Annotated in this window: 25 protein-coding genes and 2 tRNA genes; 9 read left to right on the top strand and 18 right to left on the bottom strand. The window is 63.0% G+C overall.

The genetic code is table 11. From position 1 onward, the window contains the following. Positions 1 to 45: 45 nt before the first annotated feature. A complete protein-coding gene (locus HZR20_RS14450) occupies positions 46 to 174 on the top strand; it encodes a hypothetical protein (RefSeq protein ID WP_258560338.1) in 129 nt (42 codons plus the stop codon). Here the strand turns inward: HZR20_RS14450 and HZR20_RS04365 are convergent, their stop codons facing one another. The 3 genes from HZR20_RS04365 to HZR20_RS04355 form a co-directional block, all read right to left on the bottom strand. Beyond that, positions 175 to 348, bottom strand: a complete 174-nt coding sequence (locus HZR20_RS04365) for a hypothetical protein (RefSeq protein ID WP_181685365.1) — start codon at positions 346 to 348, stop codon at positions 175 to 177. A gap of 338 nt (positions 349 to 686) precedes the next feature. Continuing rightward, positions 687 to 757, bottom strand: a tRNA-His gene (locus HZR20_RS04360). 127 nt (positions 758 to 884) lie between these two features. Beyond that, complete coding sequence (locus HZR20_RS04355) at positions 885 to 1,253, bottom strand: spore germination protein GerW family protein (protein WP_181685364.1); 369 nt, start codon at positions 1,251 to 1,253, stop codon at positions 885 to 887. A gap of 132 nt (positions 1,254 to 1,385) precedes the next feature. Between HZR20_RS04355 and leuS the strand changes: the two genes are divergently transcribed. Then, positions 1,386 to 4,055, top strand: a complete 2,670-nt coding sequence (leuS, locus tag HZR20_RS04350; RefSeq protein WP_181685363.1) for a leucine--tRNA ligase — start codon at positions 1,386 to 1,388, stop codon at positions 4,053 to 4,055. On the opposite strand, the gene HZR20_RS04345 is transcribed toward leuS, so the two are convergent. Further along, the gene (locus HZR20_RS04345) at positions 4,056 to 4,760 is read right to left on the bottom strand and encodes a class I SAM-dependent methyltransferase (protein WP_181685362.1); all 705 of its coding nucleotides are present in this window, start codon (positions 4,758 to 4,760) and stop codon (positions 4,056 to 4,058) included. A 140-nt stretch (positions 4,761 to 4,900) separates the two neighbouring features. Here HZR20_RS04345 and HZR20_RS04340 point away from each other — a divergent pair, with 140 nt between their 5' ends. Beyond that, the gene (locus HZR20_RS04340) at positions 4,901 to 7,051 is read left to right on the top strand and encodes a beta-glucosidase (protein ID WP_181685361.1); all 2,151 of its coding nucleotides are present in this window, start codon (positions 4,901 to 4,903) and stop codon (positions 7,049 to 7,051) included. Between the two features lie 78 nt (positions 7,052 to 7,129). Next, entirely contained in the window at positions 7,130 to 7,339 is a 210-nt protein-coding gene (locus HZR20_RS04335) for a DUF7535 family protein (RefSeq protein ID WP_181685360.1), read from the top strand. A gap of 37 nt (positions 7,340 to 7,376) precedes the next feature. Here HZR20_RS04335 and HZR20_RS04330 read toward each other — a convergent pair whose 3' ends face one another. Both HZR20_RS04330 and HZR20_RS04325 read right to left on the bottom strand, forming a co-directional pair. Further along, the gene (locus tag HZR20_RS04330; protein ID WP_181685359.1) at positions 7,377 to 8,363 is read right to left on the bottom strand and encodes an ornithine cyclodeaminase family protein; all 987 of its coding nucleotides are present in this window, start codon (positions 8,361 to 8,363) and stop codon (positions 7,377 to 7,379) included. Between the two features lie 92 nt (positions 8,364 to 8,455). Further along, on the bottom strand, positions 8,456 to 9,724 hold the full coding sequence (locus HZR20_RS04325; protein ID WP_181685358.1) for a tRNA(Ile)(2)-agmatinylcytidine synthase: 1,269 nt from the start codon (positions 9,722 to 9,724) through the stop codon (positions 8,456 to 8,458). A gap of 164 nt (positions 9,725 to 9,888) precedes the next feature. Between HZR20_RS04325 and HZR20_RS04320 the strand changes: the two genes are divergently transcribed. The 4 genes from HZR20_RS04320 (at position 9,889) to HZR20_RS04305 (ending at position 13,273) form a co-directional block, all read left to right on the top strand. Beyond that, positions 9,889 to 10,848 (top strand): transcriptional regulator, encoded by a 960-nt coding sequence (locus tag HZR20_RS04320; RefSeq protein ID WP_181685357.1) that lies wholly within the window; start codon positions 9,889 to 9,891, stop codon positions 10,846 to 10,848. A 64-nt stretch (positions 10,849 to 10,912) separates the two neighbouring features. Then, positions 10,913 to 12,289: a UDP-N-acetyl glucosamine 2-epimerase gene (locus tag HZR20_RS04315; protein WP_181685356.1), complete on the top strand. Its 1,377-nt coding sequence runs from the start codon at positions 10,913 to 10,915 to the stop codon at positions 12,287 to 12,289. Between the two features lie 84 nt (positions 12,290 to 12,373). After that, positions 12,374 to 12,709, top strand: coding sequence for a DMT family transporter (locus HZR20_RS04310; protein ID WP_181685355.1), 336 nt, complete (start codon positions 12,374 to 12,376; stop codon positions 12,707 to 12,709). Positions 12,710 to 12,820: 111 nt separating this feature from the next. Continuing rightward, entirely contained in the window at positions 12,821 to 13,273 is a 453-nt protein-coding gene (locus tag HZR20_RS04305; RefSeq protein ID WP_181685354.1) for a hypothetical protein, read from the top strand. A gap of 39 nt (positions 13,274 to 13,312) precedes the next feature. Here the strand turns inward: HZR20_RS04305 and HZR20_RS04300 are convergent, their stop codons facing one another. The 11 genes from HZR20_RS04300 to HZR20_RS04250 form a co-directional block, all read right to left on the bottom strand. Further along, on the bottom strand, positions 13,313 to 13,567 hold the full coding sequence (locus tag HZR20_RS04300; protein WP_181685411.1) for a glutathione S-transferase N-terminal domain-containing protein: 255 nt from the start codon (positions 13,565 to 13,567) through the stop codon (positions 13,313 to 13,315). A 99-nt stretch (positions 13,568 to 13,666) separates the two neighbouring features. Then, positions 13,667 to 15,109, bottom strand: coding sequence for an NCS2 family permease (locus HZR20_RS04295; RefSeq protein WP_181685353.1), 1,443 nt, complete (start codon positions 15,107 to 15,109; stop codon positions 13,667 to 13,669). Between the two features lie 82 nt (positions 15,110 to 15,191). Beyond that, a complete protein-coding gene (locus HZR20_RS04290; protein ID WP_181685352.1) occupies positions 15,192 to 15,908 on the bottom strand; it encodes a phosphoribosyltransferase family protein in 717 nt (238 codons plus the stop codon). 86 nt (positions 15,909 to 15,994) lie between these two features. Continuing rightward, positions 15,995 to 16,525: an orotate phosphoribosyltransferase gene (gene pyrE, locus HZR20_RS04285; protein WP_181685351.1), complete on the bottom strand. Its 531-nt coding sequence runs from the start codon at positions 16,523 to 16,525 to the stop codon at positions 15,995 to 15,997. Between the two features lie 66 nt (positions 16,526 to 16,591). After that, the gene (locus HZR20_RS04280; protein ID WP_181685350.1) at positions 16,592 to 17,764 is read right to left on the bottom strand and encodes a DUF7118 family protein; all 1,173 of its coding nucleotides are present in this window, start codon (positions 17,762 to 17,764) and stop codon (positions 16,592 to 16,594) included. 4 nt (positions 17,765 to 17,768) lie between these two features. Beyond that, positions 17,769 to 18,140, bottom strand: a complete 372-nt coding sequence (hisI, locus tag HZR20_RS04275; RefSeq protein WP_181685349.1) for a phosphoribosyl-AMP cyclohydrolase — start codon at positions 18,138 to 18,140, stop codon at positions 17,769 to 17,771. Between the two features lie 66 nt (positions 18,141 to 18,206). Next, complete coding sequence (locus HZR20_RS04270) at positions 18,207 to 19,190, bottom strand: A24 family peptidase (protein WP_181685348.1); 984 nt, start codon at positions 19,188 to 19,190, stop codon at positions 18,207 to 18,209. Positions 19,191 to 19,310: 120 nt separating this feature from the next. Further along, positions 19,311 to 19,700 carry a ferredoxin Fer gene (gene fer / locus HZR20_RS04265; protein ID WP_181685347.1) on the bottom strand — a complete coding sequence of 130 codons (390 nt, stop codon included), beginning with the start codon at positions 19,698 to 19,700 and terminating at the stop codon, positions 19,311 to 19,313. A 415-nt stretch (positions 19,701 to 20,115) separates the two neighbouring features. Next, positions 20,116 to 20,197, bottom strand: a tRNA-Ser gene (locus HZR20_RS04260). A gap of 28 nt (positions 20,198 to 20,225) precedes the next feature. Then, positions 20,226 to 20,426, bottom strand: a complete 201-nt coding sequence (locus HZR20_RS04255; RefSeq protein WP_258560337.1) for a hypothetical protein — start codon at positions 20,424 to 20,426, stop codon at positions 20,226 to 20,228. Further along, the gene (locus HZR20_RS04250; RefSeq protein WP_181685345.1) at positions 20,419 to 20,808 is read right to left on the bottom strand and encodes a Rid family detoxifying hydrolase; all 390 of its coding nucleotides are present in this window, start codon (positions 20,806 to 20,808) and stop codon (positions 20,419 to 20,421) included. The genes HZR20_RS04255 and HZR20_RS04250 overlap by 8 nt, the downstream gene beginning before the upstream one ends. A gap of 91 nt (positions 20,809 to 20,899) precedes the next feature. Between HZR20_RS04250 and HZR20_RS04245 the strand changes: the two genes are divergently transcribed. Continuing rightward, a complete protein-coding gene (locus HZR20_RS04245; RefSeq protein ID WP_181685344.1) occupies positions 20,900 to 21,190 on the top strand; it encodes a hypothetical protein in 291 nt (96 codons plus the stop codon). Here the strand turns inward: HZR20_RS04245 and hisH are convergent. After that, entirely contained in the window at positions 21,187 to 21,852 is a 666-nt protein-coding gene (gene hisH, locus HZR20_RS04240) for an imidazole glycerol phosphate synthase subunit HisH (protein WP_181685343.1), read from the bottom strand. The two genes, HZR20_RS04245 and hisH, sit on opposite strands and share 4 nt — an antisense overlap. Positions 21,853 to 22,002: the final 150 nt, after the last annotated feature.

The raw sequence follows: 22,002 nt of genomic DNA, 5'->3' as shown, positions 1-22,002 counted from the left end.
GAAACAGCAGGAGGATCGCCTACTCGCATACCTCGATCGTAAGGGGTGGGCGACACCGGTGATGGTCGTGGAGGGGCTTACGAACTCGCCGAAGCGATCGTCGCCGAGCAGGGAGTGTCGTCGGGTGAGCCACTCCAGCAGATCGACGACGAGTGGTCGGGGCCGCCGTCGTGATCACGCCGCCCGCTGGAGTTGGGCGATGACGTCGTCGATCCACACTGGCAGCGCCAGGTCCGCAAGCCGGCCGTCTCGCCAGGAGGTGACTATCTCGGGCTCGAAGTACCGTCGGACCCGTACGAGTCTCCTGGGATCGGTCGGGAAGGCGGCCCAACTCGATCGCGGCGTCATAGAGGTGGCCCTTGGCCTCGTGCGTAAACGGGAGCTGCTGGGTCACGTCGCCCCACCTCCGCTGACGGCGCCGCGGCTGTGGGACTTGAACAAAGTGGAGTAGTCCGGGCGCGGGAATGTGAACCACGGTCGTTCCGATCGCTTCGCTCACTCCACTCCCTGATTCAATTCCCTTTTCGGACGTTCGTCTGCTCACGTTCGTTCGCAGACAGAAAGTCCGGGCGCGGGAATGTGAACCGTTGGAAGAAATGCTCGTTCGCGTTGCTCACTGCGCGTTCCTTCCAGGGTTCAATTCCGCGAGGAGACCCATAGCTCGTCACGTCCGTTCCTCGCAAAAGGTCCGGGCGCGGGAATTGAACCCACGTCTTGGCCGCCACAGGGCCAAAGGATACCACTACCCCAGCCCGGACACGCATCCGAATGTAGCCGAGTGGTAGTCAAATACGTTACGACTCGTTGTCTCCCTCCCAAGTCGGTCGATTCTCGGCGTGAGAAACCCCTTCGGTTCAACTCGATAGCAACGCATGTGGGACGACTCAGTTACGCATGTCTCGGAGCAACCACCCGATTACGAGGCCGATGAGGCCGCCGCCAAGCAGACGCTTTCGGTCGTTGACCCGGACGAATCGGGTGTGGTCGTCAGTGATTTCGAGCGCGCCGATCGGCGCCACTGCGACGCCACCACCGCCGCCCCCACCTGATCCGCTTCCCACAGGAATGTCCTCGTTTTCCTCGCCGTCACCGTTCGATCCCTCGCCGAACCCTCCGCCGAAGCCATAGGCGATCCGGGCGACGGGAACGACAGTTCGCCCCTCATGCTCGATTGGCTCGCCGTAGACGCGCTCGATACCGGCACTTTCCCGGAGTGTCTCGATCACTGTCGTCACTGTGTCTGGGAGTTCCATGCTTGGCCGGCGTGACGTACCCAGACGACAAAACCGTTCGGCTGCCTCTCGAAGGGCCGTTCCGGATCGCGACGGGGTGTCTCCCGGGAAGAGTAAGGTATAGCAGTGTCGCCCCCTCAGAGTGGGACAACGATGGCAGCAGAGAGCGAAAAGCGAGAGTGCGGGTTCAACCACACCGAGATCGAACCCGCCTGGCAGGAAGCATGGGACGAGGCGGACGTGTTCGCCATCCCTGACGACGCCGAGGACCCGGCGTACGTCCTGGCGATGTTCCCCTACACGTCGGGGAACCTCCACATGGGACACGTCCGCAATTACACGATCACAGACGCCTTTGCCCGTTTTGAGCGTATGCGTGGCGAAGCGGTCCTCCATCCGATGGGGTGGGACTCCTTTGGCCTCCCCGCCGAAAACGCGGCAGAGGACCGTGATACCAACCCGCGGGACTGGACGCTGTCCTGCATGGACTCGATGCGCGAACAGTTGACCCGGATGGGCTTTGGCTACGACTGGGACCGCGAACTGGCGACCTGCGATCCCGACTACTACCGCTGGAACCAGTGGCTGTTCCAGCGATTTCAGGACGCGGGCCTAGTCGAACGCCAGGCTGCCGAGCTGAACTGGTGTCCCTCCTGCGAAACGGTTCTTGCGGACGAGCAGGTCGAAGGTGAGGACGAACTGTGCTGGCGGTGTGACACACCGATCGAACACCGCGAGATGGACCAGTGGTTCCTCACGATCACCGACTACGCTGAGGAACTCTACGAGGCCTTGGACGATCTGGATGACTGGCCGAACAACGTCCGGGAGATGCAGCGTAACTGGATCGGCAAGCAGGAGGGCGCAAGCGTCGCCTTCGACATCTCTGGCTATGATGAGGTCGACATCTTCACGACGCGACTGGACACCATCTACGGCGCAACCTACTTCTCACTCGCGCCGGGTCACCCTGTCGCCCAGGAAATCGCCGAAGACAACGACGAGGTCGCCGAGTACATCGAGATGGCCGCAGCGGCCGACGAGGACGACCTCGATGTCACCTCCGGCGTGTTCACCGGCGAATATGCCGTCAACCCCGCGACGGGCGAGGAGATTCCCGTCTACGTCGCCGACTATGTGCTGACTGACATCGGGACGGGTGCGCTCTACGCCGTCCCCGGCCACGACGATCGTGACCACGAGTTCGCGAGTGCTCACGACATCCCGATCCAGCAAGTCGTCGAACCTGCGGAGGATGCCGAGGCCGATCCCGAGGACATCGACGTTCAGGAGGCGGCCTATACCGAGGACGGCCTGCTAATCAACAGTGGCGAGTTCGACGGGCTGGAAAGTGAGGCGGCCCGCGACCGCTTCGTCTCCGAGTTCGACGGCGAGCACCGCACCGAGTACAACCTCCGGGACTGGGGCATCTCGCGACAGCGCTACTGGGGAACGCCGATCCCGATGGTCTGGTGTAACGAGTGCGGTGCAGTGCCCGTCCCCGAGGAAGACCTCCCGGTCGAACTCCCGGAATTCGTCCAGACGACGGGCAATCCGCTGGACGCCACAGAGGACTGGAAACACACCACCTGCCCCGAGTGTGGTGGCCCGGCGGAACGCGAAACCGACACGATGGACACCTTCATCGGCTCGTCGTGGTACTTCCTGCGGTACGTCTCGCCGGACTTGGAGGACGCACCCTTCGACAGCGAGCGAGCAAGCGACTGGATGCCCGTCGACCAGTACGTCGGCGGCAGCGAACACGCGACGATGCACCTGATCTACGCCCGGTTCTTCACGAAGGTGCTGGACGACATCGACCTGATCGATGGCGTCCGCGAACCCTTCGAGAACCTGACCACCCAGGGGATGGTGCTGGGCGAGGACGGCCTCAAGATGTCAAAGAGCCGTGGTAACGGCGTCTCTCCCCAGCGGATCATCGACGAGTACGGGGCTGACACCGCTCGCCTGTTCATCATGGAGGCCGCCCAGCCCGAGAAGGAGTTCGCCTGGGATAGCGAGGGCGTCCGCTCGGCGCACGACTTCCTCCAGAGCCTCTACACGCTCGCCACCGAGTATTCACGGGGCGAGGTCTCGACTGGTGAGGGCAGCACCATCGCCGACTACGTCGCGAGGGAGATCGACGCGACGGCTGCGAGCGCCACGAGCGAGTACGAGGACTTCCGGTTCAACCACGCTCTGCAGGCGGTCCGGGAACTCGTCTCGTTGCTCCGGCGTTACCGGGAGGTGACGGCCGTCGATCCGGGGACCTTCGAAAACGGGCTGGTGACGGCCACGAAGTTGCTCGCGCCAGTCGCCCCGCACGTTGCCGAGGAGATCTGGGCGAAACTCGGCAACGACGGGCTGCTCGCTGAGGCAGGGTGGCCGGCCGCTGAAGCACCCGAGGACTACGACTTAGAACGCCGCTTGATTGAGGACACCCGGGAGGACGTCCGGGACATCGTCGAGACGGTCGGCATCGAGGATCCCGCGGAGATCACGCTCGCGGTCGCGCCGGCCTGGAAACACGACGTGGCCGACGTCGCGCGCGACGCCGAGAACGTCGTGCCGGCCGTCATGCAAAACGAGGATCTCCAGCGCCACGGTGAAGATGCCGCCGACTTCGCGAAGGACCTGGCGGCTCGCGGCCACGTCGATCAGTTCCTCTCGCCCGAGCGCGAACTGGCGACCCTCCAGCGAGCCGCCTGGCTGATCGAACGCGAGTTCGAGGCCGACGTGGCTGTGCTGTCGGCCAAAGACGCCCCCGACGATCTCGCGAGCAAAGCCGAACCCGGCCGGCCGGCGATCGACATCGTCGAATAATCACGGAAGGCTGGCCGTCACGCAGAGAAACACTGGCTCGTTGGATTCCGTTTCGTACCGATCCGGCTGTTTCGCTTCGAAGGCCGCGGTCGGTTGGGGTTCTCGGATCTTCGCCACTCGAAACCCGGCTTCCAGCAGTGGATTCAAGATCGCGCTGAACGGACGTCGGTAGTAGGGAACGTCCACGGCCCACTCGTGGGTCTGTTGTTCGACCTCGAAGTACGTCGATGACTCGTCTGCCTGGACGGTGTCCAGCGGATGCATCACGGAGAAGACGAGAAACCCACCGGGCTCGAGGACCCGTGCAAACTCCGAGAGCGCGGTCTCCCAGGATTCGACGTAGCCGAGAGCGAGAGAACTGACGACCCCGTCGAACGCGTCGTCCTCTGCAAACGTGAGCGCGTCGCCGAGGTCTTCACGATGAAACGTGGCTCGCGATCCCAGCTTCGTACGCGCTTCTTCAAGCATGGCCTCACTCACGTCGACGCCGACCACGTCGGCTCCCTGCTCTATGAGCCACTCCGTGTACCGACCAGTGCCACACCCGGCGTCAAGGATGCGCTTGCCCTCCACTTCGGGGATGAGCGACGTCATGGCCGGGAATTCGATGTGCTCGTTGTACGCATTGGATTCGATTTCGGCATCGTAGGATGCCGCCAACTCGTCGTACGCATCTCGTACCGGTGACTCCTCGCCAGGTTCCATTGTCCGGCATCCGGCCCCCGAATCCATATTGGTTCCGGCCAGCGTCGCCGACCGCTGGGGCTGCCTCTTCACGGTTACAAGTGAGCGGACGGTCCAGTCAAACCGATACTTTTGTGATGAATAATTTCGTAATTCGTGGTATGGGGGACACAACCGAGAACCTATTCGACGAACTCACGCGCAGCGAGAAGCGCCAGCTCACCCACGGCGTGACTGATCCCGACCAGCGAGCGACGGGGTACATTCCGCCCATCGAACGTCTGGATATCCCGGCACTCAAGGTGGTCGATGGCCCGCTCGGGGTCCGGATTCCGGGCGAATCCTCAACAGCGTTCCCGGCCCCGCTGGCGCTGGCGGCGACGTTCGACACTGACCTCGCCAGCGAGTACGGCGAAGCCCTCGGCCGCGAGACGCGCGGGAAGGACCAGGACGTCCTGCTCGCGCCGGGGATGAACCTGTTGCGCGTGCCCCAGAACGGCCGGAACTTCGAGTACTTCAGCGAGGATCCGGTCCATGCCGGGACGTTCGCGGCGAGCGTGGTCGCCGGTATCGAGTCGATGGACGTGATCGCGACGCCGAAACACTACCTCGCGAACAATCAGGAGACGCAACGCGCGGCCATCGATGTCCAGGTCGGCGAGCGCGCCCTCCGGGAACTCTATCTCCCGGCGTTCCACGATGCGATCGAAGCCGGCGCGGGCTCGGTCATGACCGCCTACAACACGGTCAACGGGACGCGGATGAGCGACCACCGGTATCTCCTCCGGGAGGTCCTCAAAGGCGAGTGGGACTTTGCTGGCTTTACCGTCTCGGACTGGTTTGGCACCGAGGACGCCGCTGCAGCCGCCAATGGCGGGCTGGACGTCGAGATGCCCGGGATCTCCCGCGAGGAGATGGTCGCCTCGATGGACGCCGAGGGCGAGGGGCCCGAGGACAGCGACGGCGGGACGGAAGCCCCGACGGACGTCGGCGACGACGAGGGCTTTGAACTCCCCGAGGAACTCCAAGGCGGGATGGCCGACGCCGCGACCTGCGAGCGCTACGCCGAAACGCTTGAAGCCCTGGTCGAATCCGGCGAAGTACCTGCGGAGCGACTCGACGACATGGCCGAGCGCGTCCTCGGCGAGATGGAACGGCACAACATGTTCGACGCCGACCGCAAAGCAGGCGCTGTCGACACCGAGGCCCATCGCGATATCGCCGAACGTGTCGCCGCCCGGGGGACGGTTCTCCTTCAGAACGACGGCGTCCTGCCGCTTGCCGATGACGACGACGTGGCGCTGATCGGCCCGAACGTCGAGGAAACGATCCTCGGCGGCGGCGGGTCCTCGGAGACCTCGCCGATCGTCGAGACTGATCCAGTCGAGGGGATCTCCGCCAGGGCGGCGGGGACTGTGACCGTCGAGCACGGCCTGCCCCGCGTCGAAGGCATTTCGCTGGTCGACATGCTCACCGGGAATTTCGAGGACGATGAACCCGAAGGCGAGGTGAACATCGAGGCTGGGACGGACGCGGCAGCGAACGCCGACGTCGCGGTGGTCTTCGCTCGGGACGTCGCGACGGAGGCCATGGATCGGGAGTCCCTTGCGCTGCCCGACCGCCAGAACGACCTGATCGAGGCCGTCGCCGAAGTCACCGACCGGACAGTTGTCGTGCTCAACACGAGCGGGCCGGTCGAGACGCCCTGGCGTGCGGACGTGGCGGCGATCGTCCAGAACTGGTACCCCGGTCAGGCCCACGGTGACGCCATCGCGGCAGTGCTATACGGCGACCGGGATCCTGCCGGACGGCTCCCGGTCACTTTTGCGCCCGAAGGGTCCTATCCGACCGCCGACGAACGGCGGTTCCCCGGCGTCGACGGGAAAGCCCACTACGACGAGGGCGTCTTCGTCGGGTACCGACACTTCGACGCCGCCGACGACGAACCGACCTTCCCGTTCGGGCACGGACACTCCTACGCGGACTTCGAGTACGTCGACGCGACGCTCGACGGCGACACACTCGATGTGACCGTCGAGAACGTCGCCGATCGGACAGGCACCGAGGTCGTCCAGGCCTACGTCCGCCCGCCGGCAGTGGACGGCATCGATCGCCCGAAACGTGAACTCGCCGGATTCGCGGCTGTCGATCTGGCCCCCGGCGACCGTGAGACAGTGACGATCGACCTCGACGACCGCGCGTTCGCACGATACGACGACGAGGCCGGGTGGACGGTTGATCCCGGCGAATACGTGATCGGGGTCGCCCGATCTTCGCGTGACGTCCGTCTCGAAGTAGCAACTGATAGATAGGGCGGGGCGGTTCCACCACCGTCGACTCCGTCTGCCGACTGCGCGTCTTTTATGGCGCTTCTCCGTGTACCCGGTACCATGAGCACGGCAAATGGAGACGAGGACTCGACCGCTGTGGAGAAACTCCGCACGGTCACGCCACTCACGACGGAGAGTCCCGATATCCAGATGAACTTCTTCGGCTATATGGTCGCTGCCCCGATTCTCCTGGTTTTGCTCCCTCTGTTGCCGTTCGTCATCGCGGGGTGGCTCGTATCGAAAGGGCTGGGTGCTCTCCGGGGGAGTTGAGACCACAGCCGATCTGTCCGAGGTGAGGGTCAACTCGTCAGGACGTGGTATCCACCAGCCGATAGTCTTCACCGAGCCCCGCGGCCTGTGCGCTCTCGTAGGCCACGTGACTCGTTGCGACATCCTGGATCGCGAGGCCAGTCGAGTCGAACACTGTTCGCTCAGTTTCGGGCGTGCGACCGGTCGCTTCGCCGGCGACGACGGCCCCGAGTTCGGCTGCGATGTCGTCGTCTGTCAGGATCCCCTCACTGTAGGGAACGTTGATTTCCCCGGAATGGACGCATTGCTCGTAATCGTCGATGACGATCCGGGACGCCTGGAGAATCTCGTCGGCGATCTCGTGTTTTCCGGCCGCATCGGCGCCCATGGCGTTGACGTGGGTCTGCTCGCCGACCGCGGTGACGATCGGTTCCCTGACGGGCGTGATCGTCGAGACCACGTCGCAGGCTGCCGCCGCTTCGACCGAGCCCTCGCTGACGTCGAATCGGTCGCCAAACCGCTCGATGAACGCCGCGACGGCCGAATCGTCGATATCGCTGACGACCACCCGCTGGATATCCCGGACCGTCGCGATCGCCGCCAGCTGGGTGTCGGCTTGTCGGCCCGCACCGACGATCCCGAGTGAGGTGGCGTCCTCCCGAGCGAGGTGCTTCGTCGCGACGGCGGCGGCCGCGCCCGTTCGCAGTCGCGTGATCGTCGTCCCATCAAGGACCGCAAGCGGGAAGCCGGTCTCGGGATCGGCGTAGACGATCGTCCCCATGACTGTCGGCAGGTCGTGATCGGCAGGGTTGTCGGGGTGGACGTTGACCCACTTAACCGCTGCCCCGTCCCATTCGCCCGTATCGAGGTAGGCAGGCATCGACCGGAAGTCACCGCCGTATTGGGGGAGGTCGATATACGACTTGGCCGGCATTTCCGTGGTACCGCTGGCCTCTGCGGTGAAGGCTGATTCGACAGCCGCGACCACGTCCTCGATCTCAATCACATCGCCGATTGTCTCGGGGCCAAGCAGTGCTGTCTCCATGTGAGTGTATGACTAGCCTGTATACTTAAGGCTCAGTCCGGTCCGCTCCTCGATCGCCCACCCATTGCCCGATCAGTCCAACAGACGACTTGTCACCGCTCGGGATGAGTCGGCCCGTCGAACCCGCCACGGATCAGTGGCTTGGCGATGTGCCGGCGGGCGACCGGTGGGACTTCGTACCAGCCACCGTCGAGGTCGCGATCGAGGCGACGCTCGGCTTTCCGGTCCCTGCTTGTTCCACAGTCCCGACAGCGATAGCCCTGATCGCGGCCGGCGCTCTCCATCGAGCGCCCGCAGTCGGGACAGGTCGGCGTCACGCGTTCGGTCGTCACGAGGTCCCGGACGGCGAACTTCTCCAGTTTGAGCGTCTCGTCGGCGACCTCGCCACAGGCCGTGATCCGATCGCCAACGCGGAGGTTCCGGACTCGATCCCGGAAGCGCTTGGTCGGTTCGAAGGCGGCACAGCGGAGCCGCCCACGCCCGTCCTCGCCCGCGATTTCGAGAAAGACGTGTCCGCCTTCCCGCGTTTCCGGTGCCGTCTCGACCCTCCCAGCCACGCGATAGGACCGGCCGTCCCGGACCGACCCAACCGTACCCTCCCGCAGATGGGCGTCGGTTCCCTGGTTGGTGATGAACAGCGAGCGGCGCTCGACGGGTTCGCTCTCGATCGACTCGGCGACCTCGCGAACGACGTCGGGCTCGTCGCCACGGATGCCGTGCAGGATCGGCCCGGGGGTGTGGGGAACACAGACGAGGTCGCCCTCGACGCGGTCGACGGTGTCCCAGGCGTCCGGATAGGCCTGATCGGCGGCCGCAAAGACCGACTCGGCGTCGACCTGACGCGGCGTCCCCCGGCGATCCGATCCGCGGTAGGAGATACACTCGTACGTCCAATCATCGCGGGCTTGCCAGGCACCGACGGCGGCGATCGCGCCGATGAGGCCGCGTCCGTTGCCACTCTCGCGACTCTCGTACCCCCGATCGTCGATCAGTGCCCGGGCGTCCTCGATCGTATGGTGTCTCTGGACAGCGTCACTGCTGAATTCGACGACGTCATCAGGGACTCTCTCGGGATCGACCGCCGCCACGACGACCCCGGGGTTCGTCCGCGGATCGTCTGTTTCGGCCATGTCGAGATCCACACGGACGGCCGACAGTGCTCTCGCAGGCGGGGCCGACGTGTGGATCGCCAGCGCGGCGTTCCCGCGGGTCTTGTGCTCGACAGCCGGATTGAGCCGGACGAGTAGCCGGCGCGTGACCGACCACTCGTCAGCCAATCGATCGGCAACTCGCGCCGCGAGATAGGTCGTGCACATACCCGTCTCGCGAGAGTCCGTATCGTCGATCCCGATGACCGTCACATCCGGTCTTATCCGGGCAGGCGACTAACGGGTTTCGACAGGGGCTGCACAATACATATCTGAACCAACAGTTCGTCGGGACTGGCCGAATCGACAGAAGGCGGCATATCGGACGGCACAACGCATTTATAGAACGATCTCCATACCTTTAGGTAGCGATACCTATGTCACGATCGGCACTGGTCAGTAACGTCACGGCCATGCTCGAGGATGCGGGCTTCCTCGTCAGCGACCGGTGTGCGATCCGACCGAAGAGTTTCGACATCGCGGCCCGCCGTGGGAAGGACACCGTTCTGGTGAAGATCCTGGGGAACATCGACGCCTTCGACGCCCAGACGGGTGCTGAGATGCGACGCCTCGGGGAGTACCTGGAGGCGACGCCGATGGTGATCGGGCTCCGGACGCGCGATGAGGAACTCAAGCCCGGCGTGGTGTACTTCCGACACGGCGTGCCAGTGTTGAGTCCGGATACAGCGATGGACCTGTTCGTCGAGGAAGTCCCGCCGCTGATTTATGCCGCCCCCGGCGGCCTCTACGTCAATATCGACAGTGACGTGCTGGCAGACGCGCGCCGAGACGAAGAGATGAGCCTCGGGAAACTCGCCAACGAACTCGGTGTCTCCCGACGGACTGTCTCGAAGTACGAAGACGGCATGGACGCCTCGGTCGAAGTGGCAGCCGATCTCGAAGATCTCTTCGACGAGCCACTGACTTCGCCGGTAACCGTACTTGAGGGGGCCGAGGACGTCCGCGATACGGAACCGATGCCCGACGAACCCGAGGTCGAAACCGATGACGAACTCGTCATGACGGTCCTGACCCGAGTCGGGTTCGACGTTCACCCGACCACGCGAGCGCCGTTCAAGACTGTCAGCGAGAACGATAATCGGCGCGACCGGGTGCTGACGGGCCATTCGGAACTCACCGAAACGGCCGAAAAACGCGCCCGGATCATGTCCTCGGTCGGTCGCGTGACCGAGACTCGGGCGGTGTACGTCGTCGGTCGGGCAACCCGAGACTCGGTCGACGGGACGGCTCTCCTCGAGGAGGCCGAGCTAGAAGACATCGAGGACGCCGACGAACTCCGGGATTTGATCCGTGAGCGCGGCGAAGAACCGGCTTGACCGTCGCGCCGACGTATCGGCAGAAACCGGAACGCACTACTCGCTGGTTCTCCGAGAACGTGCTATGACAACAGAGATGACGGTCTACGACGACCGTCTCGCCCGGCAGATGGACGCAGGCGAGTTCGTCCTCGCCGTCGTGACAGCCACCAAACCCGATTTCTACAAACAGGCACCCGTCGTCACGGCTGCACGCGAGCACGGCCTCCCCTGTTTTGTCCTCCATACCGGCCAGCACTACGACGACGTCCTGGGCCACGGCCTCGCCGAGTACGGGATCGAGGACCGGGTCGCGGTCGACCTCGGGATCCGGGGCGGCCTCTCTGAGAAGACCGCCCAGGTCCACCGACGAATCGACACGCTGACCGATCGTCTGGCCGAGGAATGGCCCGAGACGACGGTCCTGCCGATCGTCCACGGTGACACCCACGCCGCGGGGATCGTCCCCCAGGCGTGGTTCTTTGCCACCAATCAGGCCGTCGCGCACAACGAAGCCGGCCTCCGGGGGATGTCCCCTGACTACGGGGATCACGACGACCCTGCCGCGTTCGTCGAACGCCAGTGGAACGGCGAGTGGTCGATCAACCGCGCCGAACCGTTCCCCGAACAGTACGACACCTTCGTCGGCTCGGCGGCGTCGATCTATCAGTTTGCTCCGGTCGAACTCAACCGCGAGCATCTCGAAAACGAAGGGTATCCGGCTGAAGTCGGCGGCGAGGAACGCATCCCGGTCGTCGGCAACAGTGTCGTCGACGCCATCGAGATGAAACGCGACGCCGATCTGGAGGAGAGCATTTTCGACATCTATCCCGTCCTGGAGGAACGCGATGAGTGGATCCGCGTGGACATCCACCGCCGGGCGAACCTCCTGCCCGACCGATTCGAGGCGATCGTCGAGGGAGTTATCGGCCTGGTCGAGGCCGGGTACAACGTCAACTTTATCGAACTGACCGCGACCGAGCAGGCCTTAGAAGAGTATGGCTACCGGGAGAAACTGCTCGAACTCGACGAGGAACGCGAGAACTTCCTCTTTACCGGCCTCTGGAAGAAACACGCCCACGTCTATGAGTTTCTCACCTCCGGGCAGTGTTTCGCCGAGTTCACCGATTCGGGCAGCATGCAGGAAGAACTCAACTATATCGACGAGGCAGCCTGTCTGACCGCACGGTTCAACACCGACCGGCCGGAGACGGTCTTTGACGCCCAGACCAACCTGCTGGTCCCGCCGATCGACGGCGAGTACGTCACCGAGATGATCGAGTACGTCGCCGAGACTGACGCCGTCCGCGAGGAGATCGCAACCGGGCCGAACCTCTACGGTGGCGACGTCGGCGAGACGATCGTGGATTTCTTGGACGACAAACGCGACGAAGTCCCCTTCGACTGGGCCCACGATCGTGTTGGTTTCGAGACGAGCGGACAGGACTTCGAGTATCTCTAAGCCGAATCGTAGGGAGCGACGAACGACTTGGAAACGCCAGCTGATTGGGAAACTGACTTGTTCTCCGCCTGTGGTCCAGCGACTATGCGACCGTATTTCGCACTCGCCGTCGCGATCGTCTCGGAGATACTCGGAACGACTGCCCTGAAGCTCTCGGACGGGTTCACACATGCTCTGCCGGCCGCCGTGGTCGTCGCCGGGTACGCCGCTTCCTTTTACTTTCTCTCGGTCGCACTCCAGACGCTCCCGATCGGGCAGGTATACGCAATCTGGGCGGCCGTCGGCATCGTCGGGACCGCAACCGTGGGCGTCGCGTACTTCGGGGAATCTCTTGACGCGACCGCCGTTGCCGGGCTGGTGCTGGTCATTGCGGGGGTCGTCCTGCTGACGCGTTCCAGTGCGTACGCGGCCGCGCACTGACTTTCGAATCCTCCTCTTGGGCACCACAGTACTGATAGTAAACCACCAAATAGCCTTGCATCAGCAGTGATATTAGAAAAACATATAATACTGACTACAATATATCGAATAATGACAAAAATCACTCAATTGAGAAGAGAATTTATCGCAGTTCCGATGATGATTTTGGCTAGTGGCTGTATCGAGTTCGAAGCGGAGAATTGGGTTGAAGTGTCGAAGATTGAGCTTGTGAATGATACTAGCTCGAAAGCCACGTTTTCTGTTGTTGTGAGGGAAACCACTGCATCTGGCTCTGAAAACATTCTGTACAATCAATCACACGACGTTGGTGCAAGAGACGGTACTGTTAAATCAGGAACCGAGATCGATATCGATTTCGCTGATAGTAGCGCATATGTAATCGCTGTTTCCCTGGCCCGTGGTAATGAAACTAGTATCTCGCACAACGAATTCTCTGACTTTTTTCATTCAGACAACCGACCAGCCTGTGCCGGGATCCGCTTTGAACTTGATAGATCGGGTGAGCTACTGATTCTCCCCCTTCCCTCAGCAGAGTGTACTTAAGTAGTTAGTACCGGAAAAACGTGGGCGAAACGGGAACAGTCAGGTGCCGTTACCGTACGTCTCTTCGAGGTACTCGACGATGTCGTCGCTCTCTGGCATGCCTTCGATGCCGTTGTCGGTGTCGACCAGGACGGGCACGCCCGTCTGGCCGCTGACTGCCTTGACTTCCTCGCGTGCGCTCTTGCTCGCGGGGACCATGTGTGACTCGTACTCGAGGCCGAGTTCGTCGAGTTTCGTCGTGACTTTCGCACAGTACGGACAGCCGTCCAGTTCGTACAGTTCGAGATCTGCCATCGAACGCAGTTGGGGCTGGATGAAAAAGAGGCCGGCGGTTGTCTCAATCACCAACTCGCTCGCGGTGTCACAACAGGGGGTAGCGATACGAGGTGTCGCTCAGAACGCGACGTACTCGCCGTCGACCAGGAAGAAGAACCCGTAGTAGACGACCAAGAGCAATGCCAGCAACCACTGGCCAAGCTTGACGTCTTCGCGCTCATCGGTCGCGGTCTTGATCAACGGGTAGCTGATGATCCCGGCTGCGAGCCCGTTGGCGATCGAGGTGGTCAACGGCATCACGGTGATCGTAAGGCCACTCGAGATCGCCCAGGCTGGGTCATTCCAGTCGATGTCAGCCACGCCTTGGAGCATAATGATCCCGACGACGACCAGTGCGATATACGTCGCGTATTGTGGGATCAGCGAGATCAGTGGGACGACCAAAAGCGAGACGAGGAACAGGATGCCAACGACGAGCGCGGTGAACCCAGTACGACCTCCCTCTTCGATCCCCGTCGAGGATTCGATGTAGGTCGTCACTGTCGAGGTTCCCATCATCGAGCCCACGGTGGTGCCAATTGCGTCCGCCATGAGTGGCTTGTCCATCTCGGGCAGGTTGCCGTCTTCGTCGAGGAATCCGGCGATGCCGGAGACGCCGATCAGTGTGCCGGCAGTGTCGAAAAAGTCGACGACGAAGAACGTGAACACGACGAGCAGGAAGACAGCCGGGTCCTCGGTGATCTGTCCAAGTCCCGAAACGAAGCCCTCGACCAGCGGGAGGAAGTTGTACTGCGTGTCGAGCAGATAGTCGACGACTCCCTGACTCTGCAACTCGGCGTATCCCGGTGGCGCGAACGTTTCCTCTCCGCCCGAGGCGAACAGTGTCAGGAGCCAGCCGACCACTGCCGTCGACACGATGCCGATGATGATCGAGCCACTCGTCCCCCTGGCGTACAGGAACAGGGTCAGTGCAAGCCCCGCCACCGCAAGGACGGCCACCGGGTCGTCAATGAAGTTCCCAAGCGTCGCTAACGTCGCCTGATCGGCCACGACGATGCCCATCTCTTGGAGGCCGAGGAAGAGCAAGAAGATACCGATCCCGGCTCCGACTGCGCGTTTGACTGGTTCGGGGAAGAGTTTGATCACGTACTTGCGTGCCCCGATAGCAGTGAGTGCGATGAAGACGATCCCCTCGACGAACACCGCAGCCAGGGCGACCTGCCAGGGGACGCCGAGCCCGAGCACGACGGTGAATGCGAAAAAAGCGTTGAGTCCCATGCCGGGTGCCAGTCCGAACGGCCGCTTCGCGTAGAAGGCCATGACCCCGATCGCGACGACCGACGCGAGGATCGTCACGACCGACAGTGCCTGGAGCACCTCTGGTTCGCCCCAGCCAGCCGGCGGATCGGTCAGAATCGCCGGCCCGATGATCGTCGGGTTGACCACGACGATGTAGGCCATCGCCAGGAACGTCGTCGTTCCGGCGAGGACCTCGGTACTGAAATCCGTGTCATGCGCGTCGAACTCGAAGTAATCCGCAAGCGTATCGGTTAGCGCCATGTACCCACCATGATCGACCAACTTGCACAGAGGGACTTAATCGTTTATTTATCTCTCTCGGGAGTATGCGAGATCGTGGATATCACTCGGGGAGTGAGGTGAATGTGACGACGGGGGCGTCGACCCGGTTTCGGACCGACTCGACTCCGTCGTCGCCGACGGCGATGAGTGTGAACACGACCGTGATGGTGACGCCGGCTTTTTTGGCGAGTTCGAGCAACAGTTGCTGGGTGTTGCCTGAGCGGACGAAGTCGTCGACGACGATCACGTCGTCGCCGGGCTCAAGAGCATCAGCGGGCAGCGAGTAGGTGATCTCGATTCCCGGCGTGACACGCTGGCGGGCCTCGACGAACTCGGGAACGGCCGTCTCACGGGACTTCTTGGCGTAGACGGCGGGGACGTCGAACTGTCGGGCCATCGCGCTGGCGAACGTAATTCCGTCGGTGGCCGCGGTTAGGACAGCGTCGGGCGCGGTGAGGTCCTGGGATTCGACGGCGACGCCGGCCACCAGATCCAACAGTGATTGATCGAAGACAACCGCGGTATTGTCGACGTATCCGTCGTCGTCCCGGTCGATCCGCGCTTCGATTTCCCCGGCGAGAGCGGCCGGTCCTACGTCGCCGACGATGCGGCGGGCGCGCTCGACGCCCGGGAGGACGTGGCCGTTGACGTAGCGGTTGAGATCGCCTGCTGACAGGCCAGTCTCCTCTGCGAGCTCGTCGTAGGTACGGGTTGCTTTTAGCCGCCGGAGGATCGAGACAGCCTGCAACTGGAGGGCTGCTTTCTCGTCTCGTTTCACACACATCCGCTGTCACGTCATGGACGTGAATATTTCGGATGCGGCTAACGTCGATATATACAATTTCGTGGGAACAGCTGCCGCGCTCACTCGCCGGCTCGATCGGCCAGTAGTTCATCGGCAGTCACCAGCGACTCCAGTTCGACGTCGATCTCGGCGAGATTCTCGGCTGCGCCCTCCTGTCGATCGACGACGACCAGCACACGATCGACGACGGCCCCCGCCTCGCCCAACGCCTCGACGGCGTCGACGGCACTCTGGCCGGTCGTGGCGATGTCTTCGAGGACGACAACTTCCTCACTCGCTTTCAGGTCGCCTTCGATCAGGTTCCCCGTTCCGTACTCCTTTCGCTGTTTGCGGACGATGACGTAGGGGATGTCGGTTTCGGCACTCGTCACGGCGACCAGCGGGACCGCGCCGAGGGCCACGCCGGCGAGTTTCGTTCCGTCCAGCCGGTCGGCAAAGGCCTCGGCGATCAACCGGAGGCAATCAGGGTTGGTCTCGAAGACGTACTTATCGACGTAGTAGTCGCTGGTGCCGCCATGCGAGAGTTCGAACTCTCCGTACTGCACGGCGTTTGCCGCCCTGAGCGCGTCGATGAGATCCTGATTTGGCATGTTCACGAATCCACGACCGGCGGGGTAATAGCCATCGGAATCGGGCCGAACCTCGCCCCGTCGTTCCTACCGTTCCGGGTATTCCTCGAGGGCCTCGGAGAGGGTCGTTCTGGCGGGTTCTAACGTGCGCAATTCTGCTTCGACAGCGCCGCTTTCGAGCCGCTTGCGCTCACTGTCGTCGAGTTGGTCTCTGGCGCGGACGCTTTCGCGAAGGCGCTCGTAGTCGATACTCTGGGGCAGCTCCCGGACTGCCCGGAGCTTGGTCACGGTCCCGTCGGGCGCAATCTGGTCGACAACAGGGATCACTTCCCGACAGCGCCACCACAGCGTGTCCGGGTTCGGCGGCGGCCAACTCACCGTCAGCGGCTCGGCGTCGAGCCGGCGCAGGTACGTCTGATGGGTGGCGACGTTGCGTTTGAGCTCGCGGGCATCGGGCACGTAATGCTGCAGTTTCGAGGTGGAGTACTCGGCGTATTCCAGCAGCGTCGAAACCGTCTCCGTTCCGGCCTCGCTGTCGGCGACGTACGTGGCGAGATCCTCCGGTGGCTGTCTGTACTCGACCAGCGGATAGGTCGCCGTCGTCTCGACGAACGCCAGTACGTCACGGGCTGATCGCTCGCGTTTGAATGTCTCGAAGGCCTCGGTAACTGACCGATTGTACTGCTCGATCGGCTCCCGGAGTTTCTCGACTGGGGCATCTAGGTCGGCGTCGCCCAGTGCCAGCAACGATTCCAGGTCGTCGATTTGCTGGGATACTTCGCGCTCGCGGGCGGCGACATCGTGGCGCGCCTCGCGAAACCGTTCGAGCGTCCGCTGGCGTTCGTCTAAGCGTTCGACGAGATCGGCGATGGGCTCGAGTGCGTCTCGCGCTGCCTCGAAATCCGACTGTTTGACCCACTTCTGGTGCATCTGGTCGTCGACCGCGTCGAAGGCGTCGTAGTGATCGATGTCTTCGGGCAATCGATCCATGAACCGGCCGACTTTCTCCTGAAACTCGATGAACGCCGCCATGTCGACATCCGTCTCGCCGTCGCTGGTCGCTTGCTCCTCGTAGCGATCCAAGAGTGTCGTGATCTCGTCGTAGTACTCACTGAGTCGTTCGAGGCGGTCTGGCCCGGCGTCCTCGACTCGCTTGCGGGCTTCCTCGAAGGCCGTCGCAGCCCGTTCGAGGTCGGCGACCAGCGCCTCGGCGTCGGCCTGAACGTCGTCCCCCGTCGAGACGCCTGCGTGCTCGCTCATGGATTCACTCGTAGACGGCCTCCGGGTCGAAAACTTGCTCGCCGACGACTTCCCCGTCGATCGTCCGGTGGAAACAGGAGTTATAGCCGGTGTGACAGGCCCCACCCTCCTGATCGATCAGATACAGCAGGGAGTCGCCGTCACAGTCGACGCGGATCTCCTCGACGTGCTGGACGTGGCCGCTTGACTCGCCCTTCTGCCAGAGTTCGTTTCGACTTCGCGAGTAGTAGTGAGCCAGCCCCGTTTCGCGCGTCCGTTCGAGGGCCTCACGGGTCACGTATGCGAGCATGAGGACGTCGCCCGTCTCGGCAGCCTGGGCGACCGCCGGGAGATACTCCTGGTTGTCGAAGGCAAGATCGACGTCGGCGTCGGTCATGTGTTGTCAGTCGGAGGTGTCCCCGCATAGGCCTTTTGTCGCGACTTTGGCGTGTCGATCGCCTGCTCACACCGCGCCCAGGCCGACCAGCGAGAGCCCCCAGACGAGGATATCCCCAGCCGTCAGGCTGACGAGTAGGCCGCCGAACATCGGGACCAGAAACGGGATGCCCGGCGTGATCCAGACGGTCTCGGCCGAGGCGAGCACGTCCAGGCCCTCGCGCAGTTCCTCGGGCGACGTGCCGTAGGCCGTGCTGTCGATGTCCCCAAGAAACGCCTCGGCTCCCCAGGGATCGTCGACCGCCCCGCCGTCTGGGAGTGGCTGGCGATCTTCGTCCACCGGAATCGAACCGTCCCCGGGCGCGTTCGTGTCCTCGGGGATCGACTCGGGATCGCGATACGTCTCCGGATCGGCCCGGATGTCTGAGAGTGAACGCCCGCGCCAGCGCAGGTACATCCGCAGGGCGTCGAGATCGAGACCACGACGGGTGAACCCCGCAGGCGTCTCAAGCAGTCGTCCGTACTCCTCGATCGCTCGCTCGGCCGGGATCGGCCGCCCGATGAACATCGCTTTCCCAAACTGTCTGCCGAGGGCGTTCCGGCCGGCGAGGGCAAGCGGGTATGCCAGGCCGACGAGCACGGCGTTCGAGAGGATCGTCAGCGCGAAGACGCCAAGGGTCGGCTTGAGCGCCGGCAGGACGAACCCATCGAACAGGTAGGTCGGATACGTCGGAAAGAGGATCGCCAGCACGATCAACGCCTTGGCGTCGGCACCGCCGAACCCACCGAACCACCAGAACCCGTACGCGAACGGAACGAGGAGGCCGACGCTGATCGCCACCCGAAGCACGAACAGACCAGGATCCGTGAATCCGATCGTCCGTCCTGTCCAGACCAGCCACCCGTCCCATGCCAGGAGGACGACCCCGAGTGTGGCAAGCGGAAGCCAGGTTCGATTTGGCACTCGCCGCGTTCGCACGTCTCGCCAGGCAGCCCAGCCGAGGACGGGCACGACGATGAGCCTGAGCAGGTCCGGCAGCGTCGCGTTCACACTCGCTTCTCTCGGGGCCGGGAGTTAGCCCTTGTGGACGACCCTGGCGATCGGCGCGCCCCGGCTCTGGTTTTACTTGTTACTGGCCGACGATCTCAACCACGAAAGAGTGAGGCCGCGTTAGATGACGCGGTTCTGCAGGTAATCGAGGTGCTTTGCGTTGTAGACGATCTTGACTTCGTCGGCAGCCGGCGTGCCGACGCAGGTCAGGCGGACGCCTTTGTCTTCGACCTCTTCGTCGCTCAGGATCTGCTGCATGTCCATGTCGATGTCGCCTTCCTTGACGATGGAGGCACAGTTGGCACAGGCGCCGGCTCGACAGGAGAACGGCCAGTCGTAGCCCTGGGCCTCGGCGGCCTCGAGGATGTACTCGCCTTCGGCGACGTCGACCGTCCCGTAATCCTGGTCATCGAGACCGGCCGCGTCGGCCTTTTCGAAGAGGTCGTCGTCGTCCATGTCCCATCCTTGGTCGTCCAGTACTTCGTAGTTGAGGTACTCTACAGTGGGCATCACTGCCACTGTTCACACCCCTGACTGTTAGACTTTGCTGTTCCGGGAGTCCATTCACCGTCAACGCCGGCGAAAATCCCCGGAAAACAGCCGATTGTGCCACTTTCGAGCAACTGACACACTCTCTCGATCCCCGCTCCTTTTTATACCTATCTACACGACAGAGCATCAATCACGTTCCGCGACTTGGCGTCAGAGTCGGCGCTCTCACGATCCACTGGCTTGGTTGTTCCCGGGTTCGACGTTACTGGTTCGCTCGCATACCGTCCTGCTCGCTTCGCTCGCGGGGCTGCGACTTCCAGGGCTTCAAATCCAGTCAATTCCGTATTCGTCGCTCGCGGTTTGCTCGCGACTCTCACGGCTCACTCTGTTCGCCGTTCGAGAATGTGGCGGCCTTCCGTTGGTCGGCCGCCCACGCCAGGACTGGGATTTGAACCCAGAATCCCGAAGGGGAACACGCTTTCCAGGCGTGCGCCTTACCGTTCGGCCATCCTGGCTCGCAATTGGTTTACAGTGAGGGTGTGGTTAAGCGTTTACGTTCTCTTCCAGCCGCGGACCGACGACCGCACTCAACACGGCGGCCCCGATCATGACCGCTAGCGCCGTCCCGAACTTCACCAGCGGATCGACGGCGATCGAACTCGCGAGTTCGTACCCCTGGAGCAACACCAGATACGAGAGGCCACCGACCACTCCCCAGATCGCCGCACCCCGCCAGTCAGTCACCATCGCCGGTCGTCGCTATGGCTTCGATTTCGACGTCGACGCCTTTGGGCAACGCCGCGACCTCGACGGCGCTCCGGGCCGGCGGTTCGACATCGAAGAATCCCTCATAGGCGGCGTTCATCGCGTCGAATTGCTCGACGTCAGTCATGTACACGGTGACTTTGAGGACGTCGGCCAGGCTCGCGCCGGCTTCGACGAGGACGGCTTGGACGTTTTCGAGTGCCTGCTGGGTCTGGACATCGATGGCGGCGGCATCGAGGAGATCGCCGTCGGGCGTCAAGGGGATCTGGCCGGCGGTGAACACCAGCTCGTCGGTTGCGGTTCCCTGGCTGTAGGCACCGACGGCGGCCGGTGCATCGTCGGTTTCGATCGTTCGTTTCATGTGCGTCAGCGCGGCGGCCAGGGGGATAAATCCTCCCGCAGTCCGGTCAGAAGGCCCTGTGTTTAATTGCGTGCCTGGCGAGTACGTAGGTATGAACGACCGCTTTCGCTACGGACTGGGTGTACTCATGCTCGGACTCGGGAACCTGTCTTTGGGCGTCTCACAGCAACTCTTCGGTGAGCAACCGACAGTGACGATCGTCTTGGAGGTCGGTGTCGGTGCCATATTGACACTGTTTGGCGGCCTCGTCGTCAACAATCCCGAACGGATCGATCCCGAACAGCTTTCGCCACGCATGCTGACGCTCGTCGGGTGGCTCGGTATCGCTCTCGGGATCGGCATGTTGGCCTGGGCGGCGACCCTCGTCGTGACGTCGCTCTAGTCGGCTGTCGACGCTTCGTCAGCCACGTACGAGACGAAGTTCCGCAGAATCGTCAGTCCCGTCTCGCCCGACTTTTCCGGGTGGAACTGCGTGCCGATCACGTTGCCTGCCTCGTTTGCGACGACGCTGGCGAAGCGTTCGCCGTACTCGGTATTGGCGACGACGGCCCTCTCGTCGTTCGGATCGGCGTAGTAGGAGTGGACGAAGTATGCGTATTTGCCGTCGACCCCGTCGAATACGGGGTGGTCGCGCTCGATACGGAGTTCGTTCCAGCCCATGTGGGGGACTTTCCGATCGCTCGAAAACCGGACGTTCGTCCCGGGGATCAGGTCCAGTCCTTCGGCGTCGCCCTCTCCGGCGTGGTCGGCTTCCTCGCTGGTAGTCAACAGCATCTGCATCCCGAGACAGATCCCGAGCAGTGGCGTCCCGGCTTCGGCAGCCTCGATGAGGACGTCCCGGAACGGGCCGGCGTTCTCCATGCCCTCGCTGAACGCGCCCACGCCCGGCAGCACGATTCCGTCGGCGGCCTTGATCGCCGCGGGGTCGTCCGAAATCGTCACTACGGCGTCGGCCCGCTCCAAGCCGCGGGTGACGCTCCGGAGGTTACCCAGTCCGTAATCGACGACTACGATCTCTGGGGCTGTTCGCCCGCTCTCGCTCATACGAGCCGTTCGTCACGCCCAGTCTTGTCCCTTTCCGTTCCATCCATCTTTTCCGCTCGGGTCGTTCGCTTCGATCACTCGACCTCGCGTCTCGCTGCTCGCGGGTCGTTCCTCCCCGCTCGCACTCTTCGAGACGCTCACTCCGTTCGC

Source organism: Halorhabdus salina, from assembly GCF_013839425.1.
Classification (GTDB): Archaea; Halobacteriota; Halobacteria; order Halobacteriales; family Haloarculaceae; genus Halorhabdus; species Halorhabdus salina.
Note: the sequence above shows the minus strand (reverse complement) of the source record. Positions and strands in the feature narration are given on the sequence as shown.

Excerpts from the sequence above, each read along its gene's own strand:
- HZR20_RS04365 (WP_181685365.1), bottom strand. The coding sequence starts at position 348 with ATGACGCCGCGATCGAGTTGGGCCGCCTTCCCGACCGATCCCAGGAGA.
- HZR20_RS04310 (WP_181685355.1), top strand. The coding sequence starts at position 12,374 with ATGCGACCGTATTTCGCACTCGCCGTCGCGATCGTCTCGGAGATACTC.
- hisH (WP_181685343.1), bottom strand. The coding sequence starts at position 21,852 with ATGAGCGAGAGCGGGCGAACAGCCCCAGAGATCGTAGTCGTCGATTAC.
- HZR20_RS04345 (WP_181685362.1), bottom strand. The coding sequence starts at position 4,760 with ATGGAACCTGGCGAGGAGTCACCGGTACGAGATGCGTACGACGAGTTG.
- HZR20_RS04280 (WP_181685350.1), bottom strand. The coding sequence starts at position 17,764 with ATGAGCGAGCACGCAGGCGTCTCGACGGGGGACGACGTTCAGGCCGAC.
- HZR20_RS04295 (WP_181685353.1), bottom strand. The coding sequence starts at position 15,109 with ATGGCGCTAACCGATACGCTTGCGGATTACTTCGAGTTCGACGCGCAT.
- fer (WP_181685347.1), bottom strand. The coding sequence starts at position 19,700 with ATGCCCACTGTAGAGTACCTCAACTACGAAGTACTGGACGACCAAGGA.
- HZR20_RS04335 (WP_181685360.1), top strand. The coding sequence starts at position 7,130 with ATGAGCACGGCAAATGGAGACGAGGACTCGACCGCTGTGGAGAAACTC.
- HZR20_RS04250 (WP_181685345.1), bottom strand. The coding sequence starts at position 20,808 with ATGAAACGAACGATCGAAACCGACGATGCACCGGCCGCCGTCGGTGCC.
- pyrE (WP_181685351.1), bottom strand. The coding sequence starts at position 16,525 with ATGCCAAATCAGGATCTCATCGACGCGCTCAGGGCGGCAAACGCCGTG.
- HZR20_RS04330 (WP_181685359.1), bottom strand. The coding sequence starts at position 8,363 with ATGGAGACAGCACTGCTTGGCCCCGAGACAATCGGCGATGTGATTGAG.
- leuS (WP_181685363.1), top strand. The coding sequence starts at position 1,386 with ATGGCAGCAGAGAGCGAAAAGCGAGAGTGCGGGTTCAACCACACCGAG.
- HZR20_RS04300 (WP_181685411.1), bottom strand. The coding sequence starts at position 13,567 with ATGGCAGATCTCGAACTGTACGAACTGGACGGCTGTCCGTACTGTGCG.
- HZR20_RS04320 (WP_181685357.1), top strand. The coding sequence starts at position 9,889 with ATGTCACGATCGGCACTGGTCAGTAACGTCACGGCCATGCTCGAGGAT.
- HZR20_RS04315 (WP_181685356.1), top strand. The coding sequence starts at position 10,913 with ATGACAACAGAGATGACGGTCTACGACGACCGTCTCGCCCGGCAGATG.
- HZR20_RS04245 (WP_181685344.1), top strand. The coding sequence starts at position 20,900 with ATGAACGACCGCTTTCGCTACGGACTGGGTGTACTCATGCTCGGACTC.
- HZR20_RS04355 (WP_181685364.1), bottom strand. The coding sequence starts at position 1,253 with ATGGAACTCCCAGACACAGTGACGACAGTGATCGAGACACTCCGGGAA.
- hisI (WP_181685349.1), bottom strand. The coding sequence starts at position 18,140 with ATGACCGACGCCGACGTCGATCTTGCCTTCGACAACCAGGAGTATCTC.
- HZR20_RS04340 (WP_181685361.1), top strand. The coding sequence starts at position 4,901 with ATGGGGGACACAACCGAGAACCTATTCGACGAACTCACGCGCAGCGAG.
- HZR20_RS04305 (WP_181685354.1), top strand. The coding sequence starts at position 12,821 with ATGACAAAAATCACTCAATTGAGAAGAGAATTTATCGCAGTTCCGATG.